We start from the raw sequence: 21,031 nt of genomic DNA, 5'->3' as shown, positions 1-21,031 counted from the left end.
GGGACGGCATGACCACCAGACTCATCGACGAGGCTTTGTTCGACTCCACCGACCCACCGCGCCTCACGGGCGCGCGCTGCTCCGGGTGCGGCACCGTCGTCTTCCCCCAGCAGGACGCGTGCCCCAAGTGCTCCGGCGGGGCCATGTCGGGGCACGTGCTGCCGGTGCGCGGGTGCGTGTGGTCGTGGACGCTCCAGGCGTTCCCGCCCAAGCCGCCGTACCGTGCGCCGGCCGGCGGCTACCAGCCGTACCACCTCGGCTATGTGGACCTCGGTGAGGTACTGGTCGAGGCCCGGCTGGAGGTGCCCCGCACGGAGATACGGATCGGTCTGCCGGTCCGGCTGACCACGGTGCCCGCGTACCGCGACGAGGACGGGACCGAGGTGCTGACCTTCGCGTTCTGCCCCGACGAGGAACCGGAAGAGGAGCGATGACCGTGGTTCGGTCCGACGAGGTCTACGTGGTCGGCTGCGGCAGGCATCCCTTCGGCCGCGACGAGAGCGTCACCGGTATGGACATGGCCCAGCGGGCGGTGCGCGAGGCGCTGGCCGACGCCGGTGTCGGCTGGGACGACATCGGTTACGCGGCGGGCGGCTCCGACGTGTCCGGCAAGCCCGACACACTGGTGGGTCGCCTGGGCCTGACCGGTGTGCCGTTCGTCAACGTGCAGAACGGCTGCGCCACCGGCGCCTCGACCGTGCTCGCGGTGGCGAACGCGCTGCGCGCGGGCGAGGCCTCGCTCGGGCTGGCGGTGGGCTTCGACAAGCACGAACGGGGCGCGTTCAACGCCTCGGCGGCCCGCTACGGGCTGGGCGACTGGTACGCCGAGAGCGGCATGATGCTGACGACCCAGTTCTTCGCCCTGAAGACCCGGCGGTACCTGTACGAGCACAAGATCTCCGAGCGGGCGCTGGCCAGGGTCGCCGCGCGGGCCTTCCGCAACGGGTCGCTGCACCCTCTGGCCTGGCGGCGCACACCGCTGACGGAGCAGGAGATCCTCGACTCCGCCGAGGTCAGTCCGCCCCTCACGCAGTACATGTTCTGCTCACCGGGACAGGGCGCGGTGGCGCTGGTCCTCGCACGCGGTGACCGCGCGTTCGACCTGTGCGAACGTCCCGTCAGGCTGGCGTCCCTGGCCTTCCGCACCCGGCGGTTCGGCTCGTTCGAGGTGTTCTCGCCCTGGCTGCCGCCGGGACCGCACCGCAGCCCGAGCACGGACGCCGCCGAAGCGGCCTTCCGTACGGCCGGGGTGCGCCCCGCGGATGTCCAAGTGGCCCAACTGCAGGACACCGACAGCGGCTCGGAACTGATCCACCTGGCGGAGACAGGACTGTGCGGGCACGGTGAGCAGGAGGAACTGCTGGCCGGCGGGCACACCGATCCGACGGGCCGGCTGCCGGTCAACACCGACGGCGGCTGCCTCGCCGGGGGTGAGCCCGTCGGTGCCTCGGGGCTGCGTCAGTTCCACGAAGTGGTACGGCAGTTGCAGGGCCGCGCGCCGGGCGCGCAGGTCCCGGGCGCTCCCCGGGTGGGGTTCACCCATGTGTACGGCGCACCGGGGATCAGCGCCTGCTCGGTGCTGACGGTCTGAGCCGGCGGGCGCGATGGCGGAAGGCAGGAGAACCGCACTGGTCACCGGCGGCGCACGCGGAATCGGCGTGGAGATCAGCCGGCAGCTCGCGGAGCGTGGGCTGCGGGTCCTGGTCGGGGCCCGCGCCCTGGACGCGGCCGAGGAGGTGTGCCGCGCCATCGGCCCGTCGGCGCTGCCCCTGGCCCTGGACGTGACCTCGGCGCGGAGCGTCGCCGAAGCGGTACGGCGGGCCGGGGAGTTGACCGGCGGGATCGACGTACTGGTGAACAACGCGGGCGTGTCCGTGGACGGCGACCTGCGGCCGCCGGACTTCGACGAAGAGGTCCTGCGCGCGACCCTGGACACGAACCTCGCGGGTGCCTGGCGCCTGGCCCAGGCCGTCGTCCCGGGCATGGTGCGGGCCGGCTACGGGCGGGTGGTGAACGTGACGAGCTCGTACGGTTCGCTGGCGCTGATGGACTCCGGCCGGCACCCGGCCTACCGGATCTCGAAGGCGGCGCTCAACGCCCTGACGCGTATGCTCGCGGCCGAACTGGCCGGCACGGGCGTCCTGGTCAACGCCGCGGACCCCGGGTGGACCCGCAGCGGCATGGGCGGGCCGTCCGCCCCGCGCGGTCCTCGGGACGGTGCGGACACCCCGGTCTGGCTGGCGACGCTGCCCGACGGCGACGGGACGACGGGCGGGCTGTTCGCGGACCGCGGGCCGCTGCCCTGGTGAACTCCCGCAGCCGGAATCCCGCCGCCGAGACCCTCGGCGGGCATCCCGCGCCTGCATTGCTCAGGCGGACGCCGTGCTCGGCTTCTGCTCGCCCGCGACGATGCGCAACGCCAGCGACCTGACGGCCTCCAGCACGGCCTGGGAGGGCAACTGCGACAAGGGCCCTCCCTCCGCCCGCAGCGCGGTGACGAGCATGGTCGTACTGATCAGGGTGCGCACCGCGAGTGCCTGCGCCGCGTGCCGCGACTTGGCCGCCCGGGGACTGCGGGTGGTGCCCTCGGGCAGATAGTCGTAGGCACGCTGGACGTGGCGCTGCTCGAACTCGTCCCGCAGCGCCTTGAGGCTGCCGCTCGCGGAGGCGATCTGCACCTGGTAGAGGCGGGCCTCATCCGGGTTCTGCTCCACCCAGTTCCACACGGCGTCGATGACGCGCAGCAGACCTTCCTCGCTGCCCGGCTCGGACTCGGGCCGAGCCGCTTCCACGACCGCGTTCAACTGGTCGAACACCCGCCGCATGGCGAGTTCGAGCAGTTCCTCCTTGCCGTCGAAGTGGTAGTAGACGGCCGTGGGCACCACCTGGGCCTCGTCCGCGATGTCCTGGATGCTCGTCTCGGCGAATCCGTTGCGGCCGAACACCCGCACGGCCGCGGCGATGATGTGCTGCCGCCGCGAGGGCCGATGAGCCGGCTGCTTGCCGTTCTGCGTGGTGGCCATCATGCTCCCTGGCGGCTGCCGTGAACCCTCGTCCGTGGACCCTGCGTACTGACCATGCTATCCAGTAACTCCATCCGCCCGATGCCATAATTCCTGATGCACGTGTGCCGTCAGAGCATCCGGTTCCCGGCATACTTGACATCATGACGACATCCGCAACCCGCGCCGCCCACCGCCCCTCGCGCCGGCAGTGGGTGATCGAGGCAGCCACGGAGCTGTTCGCCACGCAGCCGCCGGACGAGGTGACGGTGGCCGACATCGCCGCCCGCGCGGAGATGACCTCGGCAGCGGTGTACTACCACTTCTCCTCCAAGGACCAGGTCCTGGTGGAGGGCATGCGGGTGTTCGCGGCCGCGCTGCGCGAGCAGATGGAGGCGCTCACGGAGGCCCACGCGCCGGGATCGGACATCGGTCCCGCCGTCACCGCGCTGGTGGCCTGGCTGGGCGAACACCGGTCCGCAGCCACCGTGTTCTTCGTGTCCTCGGCCGGTATGAGCCAGGACGCGGAGGCGCTGCGCCAGGAGAGCCGTACGGAGCTGCTGGCGGAACTGGTGCGGCTGCTGCGCAAGGCCCACGCGTCGCTGTCCGAGGCCGAGGCGGCGGTGATCGCCCTGGGTCTGCTGGCGCTGCTGGAGACCTCGGCGATCTCCCAGGTCCGGGGCGACGACGTCTACCGGTCGCTCGGGCACCGTGACTTCGTGCGTGAGGTCGGCCGGCTCGCCGAGCGGATCGCCGACCCGGTCACCTAGTGCCGCGACAGGCACCGTTCGCCCCGTCGCGGCACTGGGCATCCTGTTACGGACATCCGGCCCCGGCTCACACCAGCAGGCGCAGGGGCCGGCGCAGCAACTCCCCGACCGTGCGCAGGTACTCGGCCGCGGGTGCGCCGTCGACGGCGCGGTGGTCGAAGGTCAGGCTCAGGGTGAGCACCCGTGTCCGCAGCGGCCGTTCGTCCACCCACTCGACGCCGTCCCGGAGCCGGCCGACGCCGAGGATCGCGACGTTGCCGGGGTTGATCACCGGGGTGAAGAAGTCGACGCCGTAGCCGCCCAGTGAGGTGACGGTGAAGGTGGCGCCCTCCAGCGCGGCCGGGGAGATCCGGCCCTCGCGCGCGGTCTGCGCCAAGTCCCTCGTGCGGAGGGCGATCGCGGGCAGCGGCAGCGTGGCCGCGTCCTCGATCACGGGGACCATCAGGCCGCCGGGAACGGCCACCGCGAACCCGACGTGGATGCCGTCGAGCAGATGGATTCCGTCGTCCAGCACCGTCGCGTTGAGCAGCGGGTGCTCGCGCAGGGCCAGCGCGGCGGCCTTGAGCAGGAAGTCGTTGAGGCTGGGCACCGGGAGGTCGCCGTCCGCCCATTCCTCCTTCAGCCGGTTCCTGAGGGAGACCACGGCGTCCATCCGCACCTCGTAGCCGTGCGTCAGCTGCGCCATCTCCTGGAGGCTGGCGTGCATGCGGCGGGCGATGGTGCCACGCATCCCGGTGAGCGGGAGGACGTCTCCCGCCCGGGGTACGGCGCCCCGGCGTACGGCCGCCGGAGCAGGTGCGGGAGCCGGTGCGGGAACCCCGGTGACGGCGTCCAGGTCGGATCTGCGGATCCGGCCTCCCGGGCCGGTGCCGTTCACCCCGGAGAGGTCGATGCCCCGCTCCTTGGCCAGCTTGCGGACCAGCGGTGAGACGGAGTGGCCCGACGGGAGCGGTGGGACCGGTGTGAGGGGCCCGGCGGCGAGGAAGTCCTCCACGTCCTCGGAGACGATCCGTCCCCCGGGCCCGGTGCCGCGCACGGCGGTGAGGTCGACGGCGGCCTCGGCCGCCACCCGCCGGGCGTTCGGTGAGGCCAGGAGCCGGCCCCCGCCGCCGACGGCGCCGGGACTTCCGTTCAGGGTGGGCTGCGCGGCCGTATCCGCGCCGGCGCTTCCGTTCGGGGTGGGCTGCGCGGCCGTGCCGGGCCCGGCGGGCACCGGCGTATCCCCCGGGGCCGGTGGCTGCTCGCCCTCGGCCAGAAGCCAGCCGATGAGGGCCCCGGCGGGAAGGGTCGTCCCGGCCGGGACCGCGGGATGGAACAGTCCCCCGGCCTCCGCCTCGACATCGACGTCGACCTTGTCGGTGGCCAGCCGCAGCAGGGCGTCGCCCTCGGCGACGGCGGAACCGGTGGGCACGAGCCATTCGTCGATCGTGCCTTCCTGCATGGTCAGGCCGATCTTCGGCAGCAGAACCTCGACCGCCACGTCGTCACGACCTTTCGAGGAGCCGGCGGCAGCCCTGCGCGATGCGGGCGCGATCGGGGACGTACGCCTTCTCCAGGACGGGTGAGAAGGGCACCGGGGAGAAGGGGGCGCCGATCCGCAGCACGGGCGCGTCCAGGTAGTCGAAGGCCTCGTCCTGGATCTGGGCGGCGATCTCCGCGCCGAGCCCGCCGAAGGTGACGGCCTCGTGCACCACGAGCACCCGGTTGGTGCGGCGGGCGGAGGCGATCATGGTCGCGGTGTCCAGGGGCTGCACGGTGCGGGGGTCGATCACCTCGACCTCCACGCCCTCCGCCGCCAGGTCGTCGGCCGCCGCGAGGGCCTCGCCCACCATGCGGCCCAGGGCGATGACGGTGACGTCGGAGCCCGGCCGCGCGGTGTGCGCCCGGCCCAGCGGGATGTCGTAGATCTCCTCGGGCACCTCGCCGGCGCTGCCGAGCAGGACCTTGTTGAGCATCACGACGACCGGGTTGTCGTCGCGTATGGCGGCGACGGTCAGGCCCTTCGCGGTGTACGCGTCGCTCGGCATCACGACTTTGAGGCCGGGCACGTGGGCGAGCCAGGCCTCCAGGCTCTGGCTGTGCTGGGCGGCCGCGCCCAGGCCCGCGCCGGAGGCGGTGGTGATGGTGAGCGGCACGGACACGGCGCCGCCGAACATGTACTTCATCTTGGCGGCCTGGTTGACGATCTGGTCGAGGCAGACGCCGATGAAGTCCATGAACATCAGGTCGACGACGGGCCGCAGGCCGCGTGCGGCGGCTCCCACACCGAGCCCGACCAGTGCCGCCTCGGAGATGGGGGTGTCGATCATGCGGCGGGGACCGAACTCGTCGAGCAGGTTGTCGAACATGCGGAAGACGCCGCCGTACCCGGCCACGTCCTCGCCGGCCACGAAGACGTTCTCGTCCTCGCGCATGGCCTGGGCGAGTCCTTCGTTGAAGGCCTTGACATAGGTGAGTTTGCGGGCCGTGCCGTCCGGGGCGGCGACCGGTGCTCCGGTGGCGGGGGTCATGGTGGTCATGGCGGTCATCCCGAGTAGACGTTGAGCAGGAGGTCGGCGGGGTCGGGCAGCGGGCTCGCCTCGGCGTACGCGATGGCGTCGGCGATCTCGTCGCGGGTGCGCTGCCACACCTCGTCCAGCTCCGCGCGGGTGACGGTGCCGTCGGCCACGGCCCGTGCCTCGATGAGGTCGATGGGGTCGCGGGCCTTCCACTCGGCGACCTCCTCCTCGGAGCGGTACGGGTGCCGCAGCCCCTTGACGCCCTGGTGGTCGAAGTAGCGGTAGGTCTTGGCCTCGATCATCATCGGGCCCTCGCCCGCCCGCGCGCGTTTCACGGCGTCGACGGCCGCACCGTGCACGGCGACCGCGTCCATGCCGTCGACGATCACACTGGGCATGCCGTAGGCGGCGGCCCGGTCGGCGACGTCGGTGAGCAGCATGTGCCGGGACTGGGGGGTGAACTCGGCGTAACCGTTGTTCTCGCAGACGAAGACGACGGGCAGGCCGAGGACGGCGGCCATGTTGGCGGCCTCGTGGAAGGCGCCGATGTTGGTGGCGCCGTCGCCGAAGAAGGTCACCGCGACGCTGTCCTCGCCCTTGTACCGGGCGGCGAAGGCCGCGCCGACGGCGATCGGGACGCCCGCGCCGACGATGCCGTTGGCACCCAGCATGCCGACGCCGACGTCGTTGATGTGCATGCTGCCGCCGCGGCCGAGACAGGCGCCGGTGACCCTGCCGTACAGCTCGGCGTACATCTCGCGGAAGCCCACGCCCTTGGCCACGGCGTGCCCGTGTCCCCGGTGGGTTGAGGTGATCTGGTCGTCGTCGCGCAGGGCCGCCATCACGCCGGCGGCCACGGCCTCCTGGCCGACGTAGAGGTGCAGGAAACCGGGCAGCTTCGCTGCCTCCATGAGTTTTCCCGCCTCGGTCTCGAACAGCCGGATGCGCACCATGCGCTCGTGCAGGTCCCTGATGACCTGCGAGGATGTCTGTGAAGCCCTTGATGCTCGTTGAGCCATCGTCCGCCCCTTCGCCCGAGGGAGGTTGTCAACCAATCGGACTTTCTAGTGCCGGTCTACAGTAACCAGTGGGGGCACCTTACTGAAGGGAATCTCTAATTACTACGCCTCTGACTCAGCCATGTCCCCGTTCGTCCACCAACTCCACGACGTTGCCCTCCGGGTCGGCCCAGAAGCTGATCCGCCGACCGCGCGCGGGGACGACGACGGGGACCGACAGGGGCCGCGCACCGGCGGCCGGCAGCGCCGCCACCACCGGGTCCACGTCGTCGTAGTGGAAGGTGAGGTACGACAGCCCGAGGCGCCCCGCCGACCAGGCCGCCCCGTGCGCCGGCACCGGAGCCGACGAGGGCAGGATCAACTTGACGCACCCACCGGAGGGCACCCGCATCCAGACGACGGTCAGCTCGCCGCCCAGCCCGGCCGGACCGCCGACGGACTCCGGCACCAGCGACCGGTGCACGGCGTGGCAGCCGAGCCCCTCGCGGTAGAAGCGCTCCATCAGCCCCAGGTCCCGCACCACCACACCCGCCTCGAACGGCCGGGTCATGACCATCGCACCCACCCCCAGGGGACACCGAGCGGCAACTTCGACACTTTCTATTGACAGACAACACTAAGTCCTGTTGCAGTTTCGGACACAGCCCAGCTGTCGCATCCGAAGCCCTTTCAACCGGCTCGCGGCTGGGAGGATTGTGAGGACATCGTGGTCCAGACCAGTTCGCCGGCGATCCGGGAGACGGACGCCGAGCGCACCCCGCCCTCGGCCCCCGAGTACTCCTCGTGGATCAGCCAGGACCGGTCCACCGACGCCGCATCCGTGACCATGCGGCGCGAGGCGGCCGAACTCGTCGAGCGCGTGGTGGCGCACTACCGCGACAACACGACGCACGAGGCGGACGGCCAGTGGACGGAGCCCGTCGCGCACTATCTCGAGGCCGACCGCTGGCAACGGGAGATGGACGCCGTCCACCGCAGCGTCCCGCTGCCGCTCGCCATGTCCTGCGAGCTGCCCGGACCGAACACCTACAAGGCGATGGACGTCCTCGGCGTCCCCGTTCTGATCACCAGGGACCGTCAGGGCGCCGTACACGCGATGATCAACGCCTGCCGGCACCGGGGGGCCAAGCTCCTCGAACCCGGCTGCGGAGTCTCCAGGCGGCTCACCTGCCCGTACCACTCCTGGTCGTACGACCTCGCCGGGGAGCTGCGCGGCGTGTACGCCGAGAAGACCTTCGGTGACGTGCCCCGTGAGGGCCGGAGCCTGGTCAGGCTCCCGGCCGGGGAGCGTGCCGGAATCGTGTTCGTCTCCCTCGACCCGGCTGCCGAACCCGACCTCGACGCCTGGCTCGGCGACCTGGGGCCGCTGCTGGAGGGGCTGCGGCTGGCGGACTGCCACCACTACTCCACCAGCGAGCTGACCAGCCCCAACTGGAAGGTCACGCTCGACGGGTACCTGGAGACGTACCACTTCGCCTCGCTGCACCCGAAGACGGTGTTCGAGACGAACCTCTCCAACATGATGGCGCACGACACCTGGGGCCCCCACCAGCGCATCGCACCGGCCCTGCGCCCCATCGCGCAGGCCGTCGACCTGCCCCCGGACCAGCGCGACCCCGGGGACTGCGTCGGCCCCATCTACTGGCTCTTCCCCGGGCTGGCGATCGCCGGCGGCTGGCGCCAGAAGATCGCTGTCTCCCTGGTCCTTCCCCGGACGGCCACCGAGTCGGTGACGCAGCAGATCATCCTGCTGCGGGAGCCGGCGGTCACCGAGGAGGAACGCCGGGCCGCCGACCGGTTCGGCGAGTGGTTCCACGAGGTGGTCCGCGACGAGGACTACGCGACCACCTACGGAGTCCAGCAGGGCCTCGCCGCCCTGAACGGGACCGACTTCGTCTTCGGACGCAACGAGCCCGGACTCCAGCACTTCCACCGCACCATTCACCAGCACCTGGACACAAGCGCACCCAGAGCCGCCAGGTGACCAGCCAACAACACTCGCGGGAGAACAACATGGTGGCTTCGGGCAGCCTCGACGGACGTGTCGCGGTGATCACGGGCAGCACGCGCAGCATCGGCCGCGCCATCGCCGAACAGTTCCTGGCCGACGGTGCCACGGTCGTCATCAGCGGCCGTTCCGAGGTCAAGGGCAAGCAGGCCCTGGAGGAGATGGGCGCCGGGGACCGGGCCGTCTTCCACCCCTGCGACTCCAACAGCCAGGAGGACATCGAGGGCCTCGCCGACTTCGCCGCCGAGCGCTTCGGCCGGCTCGACATCTGGGTCAACAACGTCGGCGGCACCTCGGGCTTCGCCCCGGTCCACGAACTCAGCGACGAGGCCTGGCACGACGCCCTCAGACTCAACCTCAACGCCTACTTCTACGGCACCCGCCGGGCGCTGCCGAAGATGCTCGCGGGCGGCTGGGGCCGGATCATCAACATCTCCTCGGTGGAGGGCAAGCAGGCCAACAAGCCCGCGATCAGCCACTACATCACCAACAAGCACGCCATCCACGGACTGACCAAGGCGACCGCCTTCGAGTACGGCACCCAGGGCATCACCTGCAACGCCATCTGCCCCGGCGCAGTCGACACCGACCTGATGCGGGCCGCGGGCCCGGCCGCGGCGGAGGCCGAGGGCATCTCCTACGAGGTGTGGCTGAACCGCTTCGCCGAGCACGCGGCCACCAAGCAGATCACCACCGTGGAGCAGATCGCGGCCGTCGCCTCGCTGCTCGCGAGCGACGCCGGCGCCGGCATCACGGGCACGCTGATCAGCGTCGACGGCGGAACGGCACAGTGGTAGGCCCCGGCCACGCCGGGACGGACAGCGGGAGACCTTCGGCCATGAAGAGCTGGATCACGGACTGGCAGCGCAGTGAGCGCCTGCCGCACTACACCCGCGCCAACGCGGGCGAGACCCTGCCGGACCCCGCCAGCCCGCTGGGCTGGACCCTGGTCTGGGGGCGCGGTCTGCAGGGCTGGCGCAAGGGCTTCGTCGGTTTCGGCATCTACCGCGACGAGGAGGTGGCCGGCCCCCGCCCGCCGTTCGTCGGGATGTTCGGCGGCTACTTCTACCTCAACCTGTCGCACATGCGGCTGTTCGGCATCCGCATGGGCCAGACGGCCGACCAGATCGACGCGGCCTTCGTCGGCCAGCGCTCCGACACCCCCGCGTACGTGGCGCACCCGGACGACCAGGACGGGGAACTCACGGCCAAGGCGGGCGCGACGCTCCAGCGGATGCTGGGCCAGAGCAACTTCCCCGAGGCCGATGCCGACCAGGAGCGGTTGCGGCGGCTGCGCCGCGACCGGCCGGACCTGACGGGTCTGCCGGACGCCGAGCTGGTGGCCCACGCGCGCTCCCTGCTCGACGAGGTGGAGACGACCTTCCAGCGGCACGTCGAGTCGTCGCTGCCCGCGTCCGTCGGGCCGGCGATCCTCGGCCCGCTGTGCGCGAGCGTGGGCCGTCCCGACGCCATGCTCGACCTCATCGGCGGCCTCGGTGACGTCGACTCGGCGTCCCCGTCGGCCGGGTTGTGGACGCTGTCCCGGCAGGTCGCGGCCTCGGCGGAGCTCACCGCGCTCTTCGACCAGGGCGCGGCCGCGGTGGAGTCGGCGCTCGACGGGGCGATCGGGGACGTGAAGGCGTTCCGTGACTCCTTCGAGGAGTTCCTGGCCGAGTCCGGCGACCGCGGCCCCAACGAGTGGGACATCCACGCCCTGTCCTGGGAGGCGGCTCCCCTCCAGGCGCTGACCCTGGTCGACCGGATCCGGCACAGCCCGGACGACGACTCGCCGGCCGCCAGGCGAGCCCGGCTGACTGAGCGGCGCGAGCGGACGGCGCAGGAGATCCGGGCCGCGCTGCCCGAGGACACCCAGCCGATGTTCGACGCCGGCATGCACGCCTCCCAGGTGTGGATCCCGGCCCGCGAGCGCACCAAGGCGAACTGCGTGACCGTCGTCAACGAGATCCGCATGGCGATCCGGGAACTCGGCCGCCGCGGGGTCGAGGCGGGGCGCTTCGCACGGCCCGAGGACGTGATGATGCTGCTGGACACCGAGCTCGACGACTACGTCGCCGCCCCGGAGTCCTTCGGCCCGGTCATCGCGCAGAGGCTCGCGGAGTACGCCGGACTGCACGAGCTGGAACCGCCGTTCTTCGTGGCCGAGGACGCGCAGACCGAGATCGACGCCTGGCCGCGGCGCGCCGGAGGGCGCACCGAGGCGGCCGTGGAGGGCGACGTGCTCAGCGGTGTGGGCGGCAGCCACGGCACGTACACCGGCAGGGTGCGGGTGGTCACCGACCCGGCCTCGTGCGAGGCCCTGGAGCCGGGAGAGGTGCTGGTCGCGCCGATCACCGACGCGGCCTGGACCCCGCTGTTCCTGGTCGCCGGGGCGGCCGTGGTGGACGTGGGCGCGCTCAACAGCCACGCCGTGGTGGTCTGCCGCGAGCTGGGCATCCCGGCGGTCATCTCCGTCGAGGGCGGGACGCAGCGGCTGCGGGACGGCATGGTGATCACGGTCGACGGCGACAACGGCACGGTCACCGTGGACGGCGTCCCGGCGGCACTGGGCGTCTGAGAACGCCGCGGGCCCGTCGCTCCCCCTGCCCGGGAGCGGCGGGCCCGCGGTCATGACCTGTGGAAGGGAACACCATGACAGACGTGTCGGAGCAGATCATTGTCGCCGGCTGGATGGACTACGCACCCGGCGACCGCGACACGATGCTGCGGCATCTCGTCGAGCTCGGCCGGCGCACCCGCGAGGAGGAACCCGGCTGCCTGGACTACGCGATGACGGCCGACCCCGCCGACGAGCGGCGGATCCGGGTGTACGAGCGGTGGACGTCGCAGCGCGCCCTCGACGAGCACTTCGCCACCCCGCACATCAAGGACTTCCGGGCCGCCTCGGCCGGGCTGACCCGGGTCGGGGTCTCGCTGGAGGCCCACACGGTCGCGGTGTCGCGTCCCATGCGCTGAACGGCGCCCTCGGGCCCAGGGCCCTTCTGATGGATCTCCTCCGCTGGATCTCCGCGGGAGAAGGAGCGGCGTCCGGTGCGTGTTCTCGGCGTGCCGGGCGTCGCGAGGCAGACGGGAATCGTCGGGCAGGCGCCGGCCGGGCGCCGTTCAGCGGGGTCAGTCGCCCACGCGGACCAGCATCTTGCCGACGTTGCCGCCGTCCAGCAGCGACAGCAGCGCGCCCGCGGCGTTCTCCAGGCCGTCGACGACCGTCTCGCGCGCGGTGATCCGGCCCTCACGCAGCCAGGCGGCGACCCGCTGCTCGAACTCCGGCCGCAGGTCGTCGTGGTCGCGGACGATGAAGCCGCGCAGCGTGAGGCGTTTGAGGACGGCCTGGATCAGCTGGTTGATGTCGGCGGACCGCCGCTCGGCGCCGAACTGCGACATCATGCCGCACAGGGCGACTCGGCCGCCGGTCCGCAACGCGTGCAGGGCGGCGGCCAGTTGCTCGCCGCCGACGTTGTCGAAGTACACGTCGAGGCCCTCGGGCGCCAGCCGGGCCAGCGCCTCCCGCACGGGCTCGGCCCGGTAGTCGGCGGCGGCGTCGTAGCCGAACTCCTTCACCAGCAGGGCGCACTTGTCCGGTCCGCCCGCGGTGCCCACGACGCGCTGCGCCCCCAGCAGCCGGGCGAACTGTCCGGCGGCACCGCCCACCGCCCCGGCCGCCGCCGACACGAACACGGTGTCGCCGGCGCGGAGTTCGGCGATCCTGGTGAGGCCGACGTACGCGGTGAAGCCGGTCTGGCCGAGCAGCCCCAGCCAGGTGGGCAGCGGGGCGAGCCGTGGGTCGATGCGGCCCGCGCCGTCGGTGTCCGCGGCCGTGAGCACGGCCCGCTCCCGCCAGCCGAGCTGGTGGCGTACGTACGTGCCCGGCGGCACGGAGGCACAGCGGCTCTCCTCGACGACGCCGAGGGCCCGGCCGTCGAGCGGTGATCCGGGCGTGAAGTTGTGCGTGTAGTGCTTCTCGGTGCTCTCCAGCCGGCCGCGCATGGACGGGTCGACGCTCATGTAGAGGTTGCGGACGAGCAACTGCCCCTCACCGAGCGGCGGCAACGGGCGCTCCTCGACGGCGAAGTCACCGGGGGCCGGTTCTCCGTCGGGGCGGCGCACCAGACAGACCACGCGGGTGGTACGCGGTCCCACCGGTCACTCCTCCGGCTGCCGGGTGGTGCGCCGCTGGGCGAGTCTGCCGACCCAGCCGGCCATCTGGAGGTCGGCGTGGCGCAGTTCGCCCGACTGCCACCGTGCCTGGAAGTCGAAGATGCCCTGCGCGCCGGTCGCGGGGTCGGTCACCTCGACCAGGCCGTCCTCGGTGAGCCGGTACACGTGCCCGGTCAGCGGGTGGATCACTTGCTTGGACATGGGCGCTCACTCCTGCACTGGGCGGCGTACGCCGCGCTTGGTCACGGTCACCGGACCGGCGACCCGGAGCCGGCAGGCGAGCCGGGTCAGGCCGTCCACCGGCTTGCGCAGGGCTTCGATTCCCTCGCGTTCCAACGGGCCCACCGGGCAGCAGTTCTCGACGCCCTCCTCGACCTGGACGTAGCAGGTACGGCAGGTGCCCTTGCCGCCGCAGACGGTGGGCCAGCGGTAGCCGAGCCGCTGGGCGGCGCTGAACAGGTCCTCGCCGTCGAGCACGTCGATCTCGGCGCCTGAGGGCCGTACGGCCACCCGGTGGGTCACGGTCACCGGTTCATCCACGCGTCGAGCGTCCGGTTGAAGTGACGGATGCGGCTCTCCTGGTAGTTGGCCAGGGTGATGCCCGGCTTGCGCATGGCCTTCAGTCCTTGCTGGACGTACGGCAGGTTCTCGCAGTCCTGGTCGAAGACGGGCCCGAGCACACCGAGTTCGGGGATGTCCGCGAAGAGCATGTCCTCCGGAACCCAGCGGATCTTCGCCGGTGGGGGCATCTCACCGGGCTCCTTCGGCGCCGACATGAAGATGATCTCGGCGGTGCAGGAGTCCGGGTCGAGGCCGTTGGGCCGGAACCGGTAGATGATGTTGGACTTCGCTCCGCCCCAGGGGTTGAAGTTGGGGAACAGCAGGTAGTTGATCGCGTCCAGCAGCTCGGTGTCGGCGGTCTGGGAGAAGTCCTGGCCCGAGCCGGCCGCGAGTTGCTCGCGCATCCGCTGGGCGAGGACCTGGCGGGCGGTGCCTCCCGGGGGAATGGCGGGCAGTTCGTCGCCCTCGCTCATCACCAGGTCACGGCCCTGGGCCGCCGAGTAGAAGGCACGCGAATCGTAGAACGTCTCCAGGACGTCCTCCTCCGTGACCGACTCCGCCACGTGAGGACTGGGAGCGCCCTGGATGTTGATCATCCGGCTCCAGTTCGGCTGGTCCGCCATCACGTCGTACTGCGAGTTGGCGTCTGCGAGCCACGGAAGCATCTGCGGATGGGTCGCGATCACGTGGAAGGACTCGATGAACGCGTCCTGGGCGACCTTCCAGTTGCAGGGCAGCACCTTGGCGATGTGCAGCGACTTGTAGCGGTTCTCCAGCGGCCAGATGTAGTAGTCGTCGAAGGTGCCGCGGTAGCTGTCGAAGGACTCCGCGTACGGGTCCATGTTGATGAAGACGAAGCCGCGCCAGGTGGCCACCTTGGCCTCCGGCAGCGTGAACTTCTCCGGGCTGACATGGGGGAAGTCCCAGGCACACGGCGGGGACTGCATGGTCCCGTCGAGGTTCCAGGCGAACCCGTGGAACGCGCAGCGGAACTCGCGGACGTTGCCGCCGCCGGTGCGCAGCTTGCGGCCGCGGTGCAGGCACACGTTGACGAAGGCGCGGATCTCACCGGGAGCCGTGCGCACGATGATGAGCGAGTCGTCGCCGATCTCGTAGATCTCGTGGTCGCCGACCTCGGGGATCTCGCTCTCCAGGCAGGCGAACTGCCAGACACGCCGCCACACCTGCCGCATCTCGCGCTCCGCCCACTCACGGGAGGTGAAGCGTGCCGCGTCGATGTCCTCGCTGCCGAGGTGATCGTTCCTGTCGTACCGCAAGGCGGCGGGGACGGGGCGGCTGTCCTGGTCGAGATAGTCCTGGACGCTGGGCCCCGGGCACCGCGCCGTGCCCCACTCCGACGATTCGTCCATCATCTCTCCTCCGGCAGAAACTTTAGAGCGAGTGTAGTTAGCAGCCCCCGGCCGGAGCAACACTCACGACGACGACCGGACCCCGCACCACCCGAGGCCCTCGTGAAGGTACGCATCTCATCCTTGAATTCATTGCGACTCCCCCCTCCCCAATCACGCCGGAGCGTGTCACACTCCGACCCACTTGAGACTGTAGTGCCTCAAAAGTATCTGCCCTTGGCGCGGAGATCTCCCGCGCCAGCATCAGCGCCGCACGGTCACACCGGCGGCCCGCGCCGTACCCCACGACGGCGGTTCACCCGACCTCTGACATGTCGAAGGGTGCCGTCCCGGCCGGGGCGGCACCGGATCCGCCTGAATCCCGAAGGCCGCGGACGCGCCAGCGACGCGGTCCCGCGGCCACGCAGGCGCCACACCACGGGAGTACTCGACGATGAGTTTCCGACCCCGCCGCGCGGTGCGCCGCGCCCTCACCGCCCTCGTCCCCGTCACCGCCCTGCTCTCCCTGGCGGCGTGCGGCAGCGACGCGACTCCCGCCGCCGACGCGTCACAGGCGGCGGCCGACTCCCCCGGGCTCACGGCGGCTCGTGCGGCTCTGGAGAAGTACGCCGAGCGCCCGGCCCAGATACCCGTCACCGAGCCCGTGGGCAAGAAGATCCCCAAGGGCAAGGAGATCGACTTCATTCTGTGCGGCGTGCAGTCCTGCAAGGACCTCGCCGACTTCTTCGAGGCCGCCGCCAAGGAACTGGGCTGGAAGGTGAAGCGGATCGCCACCCAGGGCACGCCGGAGTCCGTCCAGGCCGCCTACGAGCAGGCCGTGCGCGACAAGCCGGACGCCGTCATCGGCTCCGGCTTCCCGCGCGCCGTGTACGCCAAGCAGCTGGCCAAGCTCAAGAAGGCCGGCATCCCCGTCATCCAGTCGAACGCCGACGACATCACGGGCGGCGGCGTCTCCCTGCTGAAGAACGGGCCGAAGGACGTCGCCATCCAGGGCGAGATGATCGCCTCGTGGGTCGTCGCCGACAGCGGCGCCAAGGCCAACGCCGTGTACTTCGACCTGCCGGCCTACACGATCCTCAAGCCCGTGAAGGACACGTTCGCGGCCAAGTACAAGGAGTGGTGCGACGGCTGCCCGCTGGACACCGTCGACGTGCCGATCACGGCGGTCGGCAAGGACATGCCGGACCGGGTGACGTCGTACCTCAGGTCGCACCCGAAGGTGACCCACGTCGTCTTCTCGCTGGGTCTGCTCAACGTGGGTGTCCCCGCGGCGCTCAAGACCGCCGGCATCACCGGCAAGAGCATCGCCGTCAACGTCGGTGACGCGCAGAACTACCAGTACATCCAGAGCGGTCTCACCGACGGCGCGATGGCACTGAACTCCCACGAGCTGGCATGGCTCCAGGCCGACGCGCTGGCCCGCCACTTCACCGGCCAGTCGATGGCCGTGGACCAGAAGGCGGTGCTGCCCAACATGCTCGTCACCAAGGACAACCTCCCGTCCGCCGACGGTGACTTCCCGCTGGTCGAGGCCTACGAGGCGCAGTTCAGGGCGCTGTGGGGCCTGAGCTGACCCGGCCGGCCCGCCGGTGGCGACCGTCACCGGCGGGCCCTTCCCGCGTCATGGACGCATCCGAGGACAAGGAGGGGAAGACGGTGCGTGCCGACACGTCGACACAGACACGGCAGGAACACGACGAGACGGACCCCGGCCGGCCGGTGCTGCGCGTGGCCGGGCTGTCGAAGAGGTTCGGCGGGACCCAGGCGCTGAAGGACGTCGACCTGGAGATCGCCCACGGCGAGATCCACGCCCTGATCGGGCCCAACGGGTCCGGCAAGTCCACCCTCATCAAGGTGCTCGCCGGATACCACCACGCCGAGCCGGGAGCGGTCGCCGAACTCGACGGCGAGCCGTTCGACCTGGGTCAGGTCACCGGCTCACGGCACGACCGGCTGCGCTTCGTCCACCAGGAGCTGGGGCTGGTGGGTGAGCTCAGCGCCACGGACAATCTCGCGCTCAGCCGCGGCTTCGCCCGTACGGCTCTCGGGAACATCCGCTGGTCGGAGATGGAACGGCGGACGAGCGCGCTGGTGGAGCGCTTCGGCCTCGGCATCGACGTACGCCGGCCCCTGTCCCTGGCCACCCCCGTCCAGCGCGCCGTGGTGGCGATCGCCGCGGCGCTGCAGGGCTGGGAGGGGCGGCGGGGTGTCCTGGTCCTCGACGAGCCGACCGCCGTTCTGCCACCGGCCGAGGTGGGCCGGCTCTTCGACATCGTGCGGGAGATCCGCGACGCCGGGGCGAGCGTCCTGTACGTCTCGCACCGGATGGACGAGATCTTCGCGCTCGCCGACCGGGTCACCGTGATCCGCGGCGGACGCCGGATCGCCACCCGCCCGGTCACCGAACTCACTCCGCGCTCACTGGCGGAGCTGATGGCGGGCGAGGAGATGGAGACCGACCACCGGCCGCCCTCGGCCGTGTCCGCTTCCGCCGGACCCGTGCTGGAGGTCCGCGGCCTGTGGGCCGGCCCTCTGCGCGGCGTCGGCTTCGACCTCGCCCCGGGCGAACGGCTGGGGATCACCGGGCTCGTGGGTTCCGGCCACGAGATCGTGCCGTACGCCGTGTGCGGGGCGTACCCCGGGCCGGTGCGCGGCACGCTGCGGCTGCCGGAGCGGTCCGAGCGGTGGGCCGACGTGCGCGACGCCCACCGGCTCGGTCTCCCCCTGGTCCCCGCGGACCGGGCCGGGGAGGGGGTGATCGGGGACTTCTCGGTCGGGGAGAACCTCACCCTCCCTCTCCTCGACCGGTTCCGCGGCCGTTCCGGACGGCTGCGCCGGCGCCGCGACTCCGCACTCGCCGACGAGTGGATCGAGCGGGTCGCGGTACGGGCGGCCGGGCGCGGGGCCCGCATCACCACCCTGAGTGGCGGCAACCAGCAGAAGGTCGTCATGGCGCGCTGTCTGGCCCAGCGTCCCGAGGTGCTGGTGCTCTGCGAACCCACGGCGGGTGTCGACATCGGCACCCGGCTCCAGCTGTACGACCTCATCGAGCGCCAGGCCGCCGAGGGAATGGGCGTCATCGTCTCCTCGTCCGACACCCAGGACCTGCTCGCCCTGTGCACCCGTGTCCTGGTGGTGCGGGACGGCCGGATCGTCCGCGAGATCAGCGGCCGGCAGATCACCGAGCGCGCGCTCGTCCACGCCATGGAAGGGACCGAATGACATGACCTCCACCCCGACCCGGGCCGCGGAGCTCCGCCCGTCCTCACCGGACGGGCCCGCGCCGTCCGCCCCGAAGGCCCTGGCCCGGCGCACGGCGGCCACTCTGTCGTTCCGGAACATCGGCGCCGTCTACGTGTGGCTGCTCATCGTCGTGCTCTTCTCCGTCTGGGTTCCGGAGACGTTCCCGACCGTCACGACGGTGAAGCAGGTACTCAACGGCAACGCCGTGGCGGGTCTGGTCGCGCTCAGCGTCGTACCGCCGCTCGCCGCGCGCGTCTTCGACCTGTCGGTCGCCTACACCATGTCGCTCACCAGCGTGCTGACCGCCCGTTTCCTGGTCTCGGCCGGGCTCGGGCCCGGTACCGCGATTGCCCTGGCGATGACCGCCGCACTCCTGATCGGGGTGGTCAACGGCGTCGTGGTGGTGCTGCTGCGGGTCGACTCCTTCATCGCCACCCTGGCCACGGGGGCGCTGATCCAGTCCCTGATCACCATGGTCACCAACGACAGCTCCATCACCGGTGTCCAACTGCTCGCCAAGCCGTTCGCGAACATCGCCCAGCTGGACGCGGGCGGCATCACGCTGCCGGTGCTGTACCTGTTGCTCGCCACGGTGGCCATCTGGTTCCTGCTGGAACACACCGCCACCGGGCGCCGGTTGTACGCGACCGGCTTCAACACCGACGCGGCGCGTCTGCAGGGTGTGCGCACCGACCGGCTGCGCTTCCTGACCCTCGTGGCGTCCGCTCTGCTCTCCGGATTCGCGGGCGTCGTCTTCGCGTCCTCGGTGGGGTCCGGGTCGCCGACCGCCGGCACACCGTACCTGCTGTCGGCGTACGCGGCGGCGTTCGTCGGGGCCACCCAGCTACGGGCGGGCCGGTTCAACGCCTGGGGCACGGTGCTGGCGGTGCTGCTGCTCGGCACGGGGATCACGGGGCTCGGGCTCGCCACCAGCGCGCAGTGGGCCGCGAACCTGTTCACCGGGTCGGTCCTCATCATCGCGCTGGTCCTGACGGGTGGACGGATCGCCCTGCCCGCATCGCTGCGCCGCCGGAAGGTCAATTCATCGACCACCGGCACCGGTGCTTCCACCGCCGACTGAAAACCCGGTGCCCGTCTCTCTGCAGGAGGTTCAGAAATGAAGGCTGTGCAATACCGGCGGGTGGGACAGGCCCCCGAGGTCGTCGAGGTGCCCGAGCCCCGCCCCGGCCCCGGCCAGGTACTGCTGAAGGTGACGGCGGCGGGGCTGTGCCACTCCGATCTGGCGGTCATGGGCTGGCCCGAGGAGTCGTTTCCCTACGCACTGCCGATGACACTGGGTCATGAGGGTGTCGGCACGGTCGCGGGCGTGGGAAGCGGTGTCACCGGCGTGGAGGAGGGGGACGCGGTGGCGGTGTACGGCCCCTGGGGCTGCGGGCACTGCCGCAAGTGCGCCGAGGGGAAGGAGAACTGCTGTCCGCACGCCGCCGGGCTGGGCATCATGCCGCCCGGGCTCGGCTCCCCCGGTGCCCTCGCCGAGTACATGCTGGTGGACTCGCCCCGCCACCTGGTGCCCCTGAACGGGCTCGACCCGGTGCAGGCGGCCCCGCTCACCGACGCGGGGCTGACGCCGTATCACGCGATCAGCCGGTCGTTGCCCAAGCTGGTGCCGGGCAGCACCGCGGTGGTGATCGGCGTCGGCGGTCTGGGGCATCTCGCCGTGCAGCTGCTGCGTGCGCTGACGCCCGCGCGGGTGATCGCCCTCGATGTGAGCAAGGAGAAGCTGGAGCTGGCCGAATCCGTCGGCGCCCACGAGGCGCTGCTCTCCGAAGACGGGGCGGCGGCGCGGGTACGGGAACTCACCGGTGGAGTGGGGGCCGAGGTGGTGCTGGACTTCGTGGGGGCAGAGCCGACACTGGCGGTGGCCGCCGCGTCGGTGGCGACGGAGGGCGACGTGACGATCGTCGGGCTCGGCGGGGGGACGCTGGCGGTCGGCTTCGGCGGCGGGCTCCCGTTCGAGGTGTCCGCCTCGTTCCCCTACTGGGGCAGCCGGGCGGAACTCATGGACGTCGTCGAACTCGCCCGGCGGGGGCTGGTCACCTCCCACGTGGAGACGTTCTCGCTGGAGGAGGCACCGGTGGCGTACGAGCGCCTGCACGCCGGGGAGATCAGCGGGCGTGCGGTGGTGCTGCCGCACGGGTGACGCGGCGCGGGGGGCCGGGGGGTTTCCTCGCCCCCCCGCCGCCCCTACCCGTCCCATCCCTGGGGCTCCGCCCCCAGGTCCCGGGGCGGGTGGGTTGGTGCGGGTTTGCTGTGGCTGGTTGCGGGGCGAGGACCCCAAAGGGAGAGGGCCGCCACCCACACCCCCCACCCTTTGGGGGAGGGGGGGATCCCACCGACCCCCCATGGGGGAACCAGCTGTCCAACCA

At 71.5% G+C, this 21,031-nt stretch carries 21 protein-coding genes; 12 read left to right on the top strand and 9 right to left on the bottom strand.

Annotation, left to right across the window (positions count from 1 at the left end):
• Window positions 1-8: 8 nt before the first annotated feature.
• Genes ACZ49J_RS14905 through ACZ49J_RS14895 form a run of 3 tightly spaced genes read left to right on the top strand, consistent with a single transcriptional unit; the run spans window position 9 to window position 2,309 of the window.
• Window positions 9-434: a Zn-ribbon domain-containing OB-fold protein gene (locus tag ACZ49J_RS14905; protein ID WP_467448171.1), complete on the top strand. Its 426-nt coding sequence runs from the start codon at window positions 9-11 to the stop codon at window positions 432-434.
• Window positions 431-1,591, top strand: a complete 1,161-nt coding sequence (locus tag ACZ49J_RS14900) for a thiolase family protein (protein ID WP_467448169.1) — start codon at window positions 431-433, stop codon at window positions 1,589-1,591. The genes ACZ49J_RS14905 and ACZ49J_RS14900 overlap by 4 nt, the downstream gene beginning before the upstream one ends.
• Window positions 1,592-1,604: 13 nt before the next feature.
• Complete coding sequence (locus ACZ49J_RS14895; RefSeq protein WP_467448168.1) at window positions 1,605-2,309, top strand: SDR family NAD(P)-dependent oxidoreductase; 705 nt, start codon at window positions 1,605-1,607, stop codon at window positions 2,307-2,309.
• 60 nt (window positions 2,310-2,369) lie between these two features.
• Here ACZ49J_RS14895 and ACZ49J_RS14890 read toward each other — a convergent pair whose 3' ends face one another.
• Window positions 2,370-3,023: a TetR/AcrR family transcriptional regulator gene (locus tag ACZ49J_RS14890; protein ID WP_467448167.1), complete on the bottom strand. Its 654-nt coding sequence runs from the start codon at window positions 3,021-3,023 to the stop codon at window positions 2,370-2,372.
• A 143-nt stretch (window positions 3,024-3,166) separates the two neighbouring features.
• On the opposite strand from ACZ49J_RS14890, the gene ACZ49J_RS14885 reads away from it, so the two are divergent.
• On the top strand, window positions 3,167-3,772 hold the full coding sequence (locus ACZ49J_RS14885; protein WP_467448166.1) for a TetR/AcrR family transcriptional regulator: 606 nt from the start codon (window positions 3,167-3,169) through the stop codon (window positions 3,770-3,772).
• Between the two features lie 67 nt (window positions 3,773-3,839).
• Here the strand turns inward: ACZ49J_RS14885 and ACZ49J_RS14880 are convergent, their stop codons facing one another.
• From ACZ49J_RS14880 to ACZ49J_RS14865, 4 genes are all read right to left on the bottom strand, one after another.
• A complete protein-coding gene (locus ACZ49J_RS14880) occupies window positions 3,840-5,252 on the bottom strand; it encodes a 2-oxo acid dehydrogenase subunit E2 (protein WP_467448165.1) in 1,413 nt (470 codons plus the stop codon).
• Window positions 5,253-5,256: 4 nt separating this feature from the next.
• A complete protein-coding gene (locus tag ACZ49J_RS14875; protein ID WP_467448164.1) occupies window positions 5,257-6,291 on the bottom strand; it encodes an alpha-ketoacid dehydrogenase subunit beta in 1,035 nt (344 codons plus the stop codon).
• Window positions 6,292-6,296: 5 nt separating this feature from the next.
• On the bottom strand, window positions 6,297-7,289 hold the full coding sequence (locus ACZ49J_RS14870) for a thiamine pyrophosphate-dependent dehydrogenase E1 component subunit alpha (RefSeq protein WP_467448163.1): 993 nt from the start codon (window positions 7,287-7,289) through the stop codon (window positions 6,297-6,299).
• 115 nt (window positions 7,290-7,404) lie between these two features.
• Window positions 7,405-7,839 (bottom strand): VOC family protein, encoded by a 435-nt coding sequence (locus ACZ49J_RS14865; protein WP_467448161.1) that lies wholly within the window; start codon window positions 7,837-7,839, stop codon window positions 7,405-7,407.
• A 156-nt stretch (window positions 7,840-7,995) separates the two neighbouring features.
• Between ACZ49J_RS14865 and ACZ49J_RS14860 the strand changes: the two genes are divergently transcribed.
• The 4 genes from ACZ49J_RS14860 to ACZ49J_RS14845 all read left to right on the top strand — a co-directional run bounded on the left by ACZ49J_RS14860 (window position 7,996) and on the right by ACZ49J_RS14845 (window position 12,270).
• The gene (locus ACZ49J_RS14860; protein ID WP_467448159.1) at window positions 7,996-9,273 is read left to right on the top strand and encodes an aromatic ring-hydroxylating oxygenase subunit alpha; all 1,278 of its coding nucleotides are present in this window, start codon (window positions 7,996-7,998) and stop codon (window positions 9,271-9,273) included.
• The gene (locus ACZ49J_RS14855) at window positions 9,270-10,094 is read left to right on the top strand and encodes an SDR family NAD(P)-dependent oxidoreductase (protein ID WP_467448158.1); all 825 of its coding nucleotides are present in this window, start codon (window positions 9,270-9,272) and stop codon (window positions 10,092-10,094) included. Before ACZ49J_RS14860 ends, ACZ49J_RS14855 begins: the two co-directional genes overlap by 4 nt.
• 41 nt (window positions 10,095-10,135) lie before the next feature.
• The gene (locus ACZ49J_RS14850) at window positions 10,136-11,872 is read left to right on the top strand and encodes a PEP-utilizing enzyme (protein WP_467448155.1); all 1,737 of its coding nucleotides are present in this window, start codon (window positions 10,136-10,138) and stop codon (window positions 11,870-11,872) included.
• Window positions 11,873-11,946: 74 nt separating this feature from the next.
• A complete protein-coding gene (locus tag ACZ49J_RS14845; RefSeq protein WP_467448154.1) occupies window positions 11,947-12,270 on the top strand; it encodes a putative quinol monooxygenase in 324 nt (107 codons plus the stop codon).
• Window positions 12,271-12,426: 156 nt separating this feature from the next.
• Here the strand turns inward: ACZ49J_RS14845 and ACZ49J_RS14840 are convergent, their stop codons facing one another.
• Genes ACZ49J_RS14840 through ACZ49J_RS14825 form a run of 4 tightly spaced genes read right to left on the bottom strand, consistent with a single transcriptional unit; the run spans window position 12,427 to window position 15,404 of the window.
• Complete coding sequence (locus ACZ49J_RS14840; protein WP_467448152.1) at window positions 12,427-13,452, bottom strand: NADP-dependent oxidoreductase; 1,026 nt, start codon at window positions 13,450-13,452, stop codon at window positions 12,427-12,429.
• Between the two features lie 3 nt (window positions 13,453-13,455).
• The gene (locus ACZ49J_RS14835) at window positions 13,456-13,671 is read right to left on the bottom strand and encodes a transposase (RefSeq protein ID WP_467448150.1); all 216 of its coding nucleotides are present in this window, start codon (window positions 13,669-13,671) and stop codon (window positions 13,456-13,458) included.
• Between the two features lie 6 nt (window positions 13,672-13,677).
• The gene (locus ACZ49J_RS14830; protein ID WP_467448148.1) at window positions 13,678-14,010 is read right to left on the bottom strand and encodes a 2Fe-2S iron-sulfur cluster-binding protein; all 333 of its coding nucleotides are present in this window, start codon (window positions 14,008-14,010) and stop codon (window positions 13,678-13,680) included.
• The gene (locus ACZ49J_RS14825; protein WP_467448144.1) at window positions 13,995-15,404 is read right to left on the bottom strand and encodes an aromatic ring-hydroxylating oxygenase subunit alpha; all 1,410 of its coding nucleotides are present in this window, start codon (window positions 15,402-15,404) and stop codon (window positions 13,995-13,997) included. The genes ACZ49J_RS14830 and ACZ49J_RS14825 overlap by 16 nt, the downstream gene beginning before the upstream one ends.
• Before the next feature lie 430 nt (window positions 15,405-15,834).
• Here ACZ49J_RS14825 and ACZ49J_RS14820 point away from each other — a divergent pair, with 430 nt between their 5' ends.
• From ACZ49J_RS14820 to ACZ49J_RS14805, 4 genes are read left to right on the top strand one after another with little or no spacing between them, the layout of a single operon-like run.
• On the top strand, window positions 15,835-16,974 hold the full coding sequence (locus tag ACZ49J_RS14820) for a substrate-binding domain-containing protein (protein ID WP_467448142.1): 1,140 nt from the start codon (window positions 15,835-15,837) through the stop codon (window positions 16,972-16,974).
• 50 nt (window positions 16,975-17,024) lie between these two features.
• A complete protein-coding gene (locus ACZ49J_RS14815) occupies window positions 17,025-18,623 on the top strand; it encodes a sugar ABC transporter ATP-binding protein (protein ID WP_467448139.1) in 1,599 nt (532 codons plus the stop codon).
• Window position 18,624: 1 nt separating this feature from the next.
• The gene (locus ACZ49J_RS14810) at window positions 18,625-19,725 is read left to right on the top strand and encodes an ABC transporter permease (protein ID WP_467448135.1); all 1,101 of its coding nucleotides are present in this window, start codon (window positions 18,625-18,627) and stop codon (window positions 19,723-19,725) included.
• A 36-nt stretch (window positions 19,726-19,761) separates the two neighbouring features.
• Window positions 19,762-20,805, top strand: a complete 1,044-nt coding sequence (locus ACZ49J_RS14805; protein ID WP_467448133.1) for an NAD(P)-dependent alcohol dehydrogenase — start codon at window positions 19,762-19,764, stop codon at window positions 20,803-20,805.
• Window positions 20,806-21,031: the final 226 nt, after the last annotated feature.

The sequence above is a fragment of the Streptomyces sp. NPDC030840 genome, from assembly GCF_055572015.1.
The sequence above is the reverse complement of the archived record's forward strand: the minus strand, read 5'-3'. Positions and strand labels throughout refer to the sequence as shown.

What these genes read in the sequence shown, in the direction of transcription:
- ACZ49J_RS14820 (WP_467448142.1), top strand. Translation starts at nt 15,835, where the DNA reads ATGAGTTTCCGACCCCGCCGCGCGGTGCGCCGCGCCCTCACCGCCCTC.
- ACZ49J_RS14805 (WP_467448133.1), top strand. Translation starts at nt 19,762, where the DNA reads ATGAAGGCTGTGCAATACCGGCGGGTGGGACAGGCCCCCGAGGTCGTC.
- ACZ49J_RS14875 (WP_467448164.1), bottom strand. Translation starts at nt 6,291, where the DNA reads ATGACCACCATGACCCCCGCCACCGGAGCACCGGTCGCCGCCCCGGAC.
- ACZ49J_RS14885 (WP_467448166.1), top strand. Translation starts at nt 3,167, where the DNA reads ATGACGACATCCGCAACCCGCGCCGCCCACCGCCCCTCGCGCCGGCAG.
- ACZ49J_RS14900 (WP_467448169.1), top strand. Translation starts at nt 431, where the DNA reads ATGACCGTGGTTCGGTCCGACGAGGTCTACGTGGTCGGCTGCGGCAGG.
- ACZ49J_RS14850 (WP_467448155.1), top strand. Translation starts at nt 10,136, where the DNA reads ATGAAGAGCTGGATCACGGACTGGCAGCGCAGTGAGCGCCTGCCGCAC.
- ACZ49J_RS14895 (WP_467448168.1), top strand. Translation starts at nt 1,605, where the DNA reads ATGGCGGAAGGCAGGAGAACCGCACTGGTCACCGGCGGCGCACGCGGA.
- ACZ49J_RS14810 (WP_467448135.1), top strand. Translation starts at nt 18,625, where the DNA reads ATGACCTCCACCCCGACCCGGGCCGCGGAGCTCCGCCCGTCCTCACCG.
- ACZ49J_RS14845 (WP_467448154.1), top strand. Translation starts at nt 11,947, where the DNA reads ATGACAGACGTGTCGGAGCAGATCATTGTCGCCGGCTGGATGGACTAC.
- ACZ49J_RS14870 (WP_467448163.1), bottom strand. Translation starts at nt 7,289, where the DNA reads ATGGCTCAACGAGCATCAAGGGCTTCACAGACATCCTCGCAGGTCATC.
- ACZ49J_RS14815 (WP_467448139.1), top strand. Translation starts at nt 17,025, where the DNA reads ATGGACGCATCCGAGGACAAGGAGGGGAAGACGGTGCGTGCCGACACG.
- ACZ49J_RS14905 (WP_467448171.1), top strand. Translation starts at nt 9, where the DNA reads ATGACCACCAGACTCATCGACGAGGCTTTGTTCGACTCCACCGACCCA.
- ACZ49J_RS14825 (WP_467448144.1), bottom strand. Translation starts at nt 15,404, where the DNA reads ATGATGGACGAATCGTCGGAGTGGGGCACGGCGCGGTGCCCGGGGCCC.
- ACZ49J_RS14890 (WP_467448167.1), bottom strand. Translation starts at nt 3,023, where the DNA reads ATGGCCACCACGCAGAACGGCAAGCAGCCGGCTCATCGGCCCTCGCGG.
- ACZ49J_RS14835 (WP_467448150.1), bottom strand. Translation starts at nt 13,671, where the DNA reads ATGTCCAAGCAAGTGATCCACCCGCTGACCGGGCACGTGTACCGGCTC.
- ACZ49J_RS14865 (WP_467448161.1), bottom strand. Translation starts at nt 7,839, where the DNA reads ATGACCCGGCCGTTCGAGGCGGGTGTGGTGGTGCGGGACCTGGGGCTG.